We start from the raw sequence: 4,182 nt of genomic DNA, 5'->3' as shown, positions 1-4,182 counted from the left end.
ATTTTACCTTCAGATAGCAATTTTCTTCGTAAATCTTCGCCACCTGCAGCAACTTTGAGGTTGCTTATCAATACATTTTCATTTGTGTCTTCAAATCCATAGGTGTAGAATTTGATAGCCTTCAGCACAGTTAATTCTTGAATCATCCTTGGGATGTCTATATATTTTGTTTCATTTACCCATAGCCTGTATCTGTTTTTTGTAACTGCGATGGAAATGTGAGGTCTGTTTAGAACTTCTTTGCGTATATCCGCATCAATAGAACTGTTAATGGCGCCATAATTACCGTTAAAATAATTACTTGTTCTTATCGGTATGGTATAGAATTGACAAAAAGGAAGTGTAGTTTCCACAAAGTGTTTGTTTCCATTTTCAAAACTGTTATTATCACTGAGGATAATTCCCATAACAGCATTTGAGGAGGTCTTACCGTCTATACCTTGAGCCACGAGGTCAAACTCAATGGTGTAATCTTCTGGGAGATTTTTAACATCCGGAATGTAAAATATTTTATATCCCGATTTCATCACAAACTGATTGCCGTCAACATTATTAATTTTAACGACTTCACCGGAACCATTGGTATTCCACTTAGAAGGAAAGTCACCCACAAAATCTTGCGAAAAATCATCATAAAACAATATTTTGTCACCGGGGACAAAGTCAAATTTACTATAGACTTCTAAACCTTCCGAGACATTTTTTTTAACAGATGATTCTTTTGCAGTATTTGCTCCAATGTCTTCTTTTGAAGTTGGTTTTTCGTCGGAATTCTCAGAATTCTTTGTTGGAGTTTTTTTAGTAGAGGATTTTTGACTTGGATCTAAAATAGAGTCCATCATTTTACCCGTTTCTTTTTCCGTTTTCCGCTCTAGTTTACGCTCAACGGTTCGTTCGGCGCTTTTTTGCAGTCTTTTCAGAATTTGCGCATTTGCTGACGGTATCATGAAAAGAAGGAGCAGAGCAGTTCCTAGTAGTTTTTTGCAGAGTATTGAGTTTTTCATTTTGTATGTGCTTGACTGTTATTGGATTATATCGTTTTCAAGATAAACCAAAAAAGCGAATGAATTGAAAATACTGTATAACTGGTATGAAAAACTGTATAGTTGGTAGAAAGCTGCTAATTTATCTGATAAATGATGATACTGTTTTGGTCGCCTTTGGTTACAAATTCAGGACTTTTGTTTTTGTCAATATTATCAAGATCAATCGTGGAATTTCCATAAACCGGGAAGTTGTCAATCGATTTTCCTAAGCTGTCAAAAAGGAATACTTTTTTAGCCTGTAAATCGGTAACCGATACATAGATTTTATCGTTGACATAGAAAATTTTTGGAGGGGTGTAGTCTCCAAAATCCAGTTCGATTTTATTGGTTCTGACATGTAGAATGTTTTCTGAAAGCGTTACCAAGGTCTTGCTGGTTGCAGTAATGGCGTGTTTTTCTCCTAAATTGAGATTGCTGCTGGTCATTTTGCCATTTTCATCAATTTGAATGAGGTCGCCTTTGGCCGTGGTGGTCGTAAACATGTTGTCGTATAGATAAATACCACTATTGCTAAAGTCAATATTATTTTTAATCGTCACACGCGTTTTGCCTACTCTGCTTAGTATTTCGAGTTCTTTGCCTTGAACAAATACAATATAATCTTTCTTGCCAATTTTGAAATGTTGCGGCTGCGTGTTAATGGCGTTTTCTGCTTTTTTGTAAAGAAATCCGCCGACCATTTTTCCGTTTTTGTCGCAAAGTAAGAGGTTGGAGCCTTGCGTTAGCATCAGTCTGTAATCACGATTTTTTTCGTAATCAAATACAGAAAGAGGTTGTGTAATGGGGTTCTTGAATTTTAAAGGGAAATTACCGACGTTCTTCCCGTCGCGATCTAAAACATAAATTTGATGTTCTGTGGCAAATGCCAGTTGGAGTCGCCCGTTTTTATAGGTGTCAATTTGTTCAATGCGTCCTAATATTTTGCTGTCCAATTGTTTTTTCCACTGGACTTTGCCATCTTTTGAAATCAGATATAAATTATAATTGACGTCTTGCACGACCACTTCTTTCTGATGGTTGGTGTGGTTGTTTACAAATTGAGGATCCGTTAATAAATCGGCGTCCAAGGTCACGTTGGCTCCTTCCAAAACCGAGTTGGAGTTGGATTTTTTCTTGTTTTTCTGTGAAATGGCATGCACGTGTGCAAAATCTGTTTCATATACAAACTGAATGGCAGAAGCGTTAAAACCATCAGGATTGATCGGTTTTTCTGTATCGAAATTTGAGTTGATGATTTTCTTGAGATTGTTGCCATTGGCATATATCAATAATGAGGAGGCGTCACTCAATTCGTCCATCAGGTCTTCAAAAGCATTTGAAGTGTAGAGCGTTGCATTGTTTTGATAGCTGCTAATGATGTCTTTTAGTAGTTCAATATTATCTGAAAACACAAAGAAATCGTCAATGTTAATAAAGTTTGTAGCGGCTTTATAGGTAATCAACGGCGCGAATAAATCGGAGAGCAGATTCGGTTTATCAAAATTATAAATGGTAATATCCCGATAGGTTTCTAAGCTGTTTTGAGTTCCTAAATAGCTGTTCATATTAGTGGCGTCAATGCTATTCAAAACGACCGCTTGTTGCTCATTTCTGTAGATTATGCCGGCTTCCAGAATGCTTTCAAAAACTGGATCGGCAATTAGAGAATCTTGTTTTCTGAATTGGACGATATTTTCGTGGAACGTTTTAAAACTGTGGAATGAAAAGCTTAAAAATCCGTCGCTATCTGGCGGACAAATTTTAGGCAAGTGATTGTCTTGTGGAAATGTGTTCTTAAACACATTGAGTAAACTTTTAGAAGAGTCTCTGGCAATGGTAATGCCGTCAAATTTCAGCTGATCCTGTGTTAAATCTGCATCTAATAGGAAATAGTTTGAAAACTGGATTTTGTTAAGGTTTTGATCAAAAAATAAATTTGGTTGAAATGACTTTTGTTTGGTATTAATGATGATGGATAAGGATTGTTCTTTATTTGATTTATGATATAATTCTTTTAATAGGGGATCGGCCTCATTTTGGTTAAATGCAGCTTCGACTAGGGTTCGATCATTGGATGCAAAAAACACACTGTCCTTAATAATGCTATAAATAATTTCATGATCAAGCGTAGTTTTGGTCAATGACATTCCATTTGCAGTGATGGTTTCTATTAACCGATTTGGAACAGCATCTAAATTGAAAAGATCTTTATGATATTTTGTGATGATTGATATTTGGAGACTATCAATTTTGTCTTTGCCAAAAACTAATAGAAGTTCCTCTGATGGTTTTAGATGTTTGAGATAGTTGAGTTTAGTGTTTAAATGCTTAATTGAATTTCCTTCAGAAAACTGGCTGAGCAAACTATTGTTTTTAAAAACGCTCTTCAGGCCTTCAATAGATGTTGTTTTTATAACCAATGAGGCATTCATAGGCACCAAAGTGACAAGATCAAAAGACTTGGGTGTGGTGTTTTTACAACTTATAATGAGGAGAAGCGTGAATAGTAAACCTATATTTCTCATATTGATTTTTTGCAAATATAAAAGTTAAAGTACGAGTTGTGGCGGTTGCGGCAATAATCTAAAGGTTTTTCGGTGGTATTTTGTAATACCATATTTCCTAATGGCCTCGCGATGCTCTTTAGTAGGGTAACCTTTGTTCTTTTTCCAGTTATACATGGGGAATTCTTCATGGATCAGACACATATAAGCGTCTCTGTAAGTTTTTGCCAGAATTGAAGCTGCCGCGATGTTAAGATATTTACTGTCGCCCTTAATAATAGTTTCATGTGGCGTATTGCTAAATGGTTTAAACTTATTGCCATCCACACTTATAAAGGTAGGTGCCGTTTTTAAACTGGCGATGGATTGATGCATTGCTAAAATGGATGCATTCAAGATATTAATTTCGTCAATTTCTTCAGGATAAATGTGAGCGAAGGCAAATGAGATGGCCTCCTGTTCAATAATAGGTTTTAGAAAATTGCGTTTCGTTTCTGAAAGTTGCTTTGAATCATTCAGGATGGAATTCTCAAACGCTTGAGGTAAAATGACCGCTGCTGCTGTGACTGGGCCTGCAAGACAACCGCGCCCTGCCTCATCCGTGCCACATTCAAGGGGGTTTAAAGTAAAAGAGAGTTTGAGTTTCAAATCGA

The 4,182-nt window shown here is 36.3% G+C and carries 2 protein-coding genes and 1 pseudogene; all 3 read right to left on the bottom strand.

What is annotated here, in order from left to right; all coding sequences use genetic code 11:
• Window positions 1-947: pseudogene (locus tag ABIQ28_RS01915) on the bottom strand (OmpA family protein); the annotation flags it as partial.
• 173 nt (window positions 948-1,120) lie between these two features.
• Window positions 1,121-3,550 carry a ribonuclease HII gene (locus ABIQ28_RS01910; RefSeq protein WP_348035062.1) on the bottom strand — a complete coding sequence of 810 codons (2,430 nt, stop codon included), beginning with the start codon at window positions 3,548-3,550 and terminating at the stop codon, window positions 1,121-1,123.
• Window positions 3,551-3,574: 24 nt separating this feature from the next.
• A complete protein-coding gene (locus tag ABIQ28_RS01905; protein WP_348035063.1) occupies window positions 3,575-4,177 on the bottom strand; it encodes a ribonuclease HII in 603 nt (200 codons plus the stop codon).
• Between the last annotated feature and the right edge of the window lie 5 nt (window positions 4,178-4,182).

It is taken from the genome of Gelidibacter sp., from assembly GCF_039916245.1.
GTDB lineage: Bacteria > Bacteroidota > Bacteroidia > Flavobacteriales > Flavobacteriaceae > Gelidibacter.
The sequence above is the reverse complement of the archived record's forward strand: the minus strand, read 5'-3'. Positions and strand labels throughout refer to the sequence as shown.

Bases quoted from the DNA above. Each gene is read 5' to 3' on its own strand.
- ABIQ28_RS01910 (WP_348035062.1), bottom strand. From the start codon at position 3,550: ATGAGAAATATAGGTTTACTATTCACGCTTCTCCTCATTATAAGTTGT.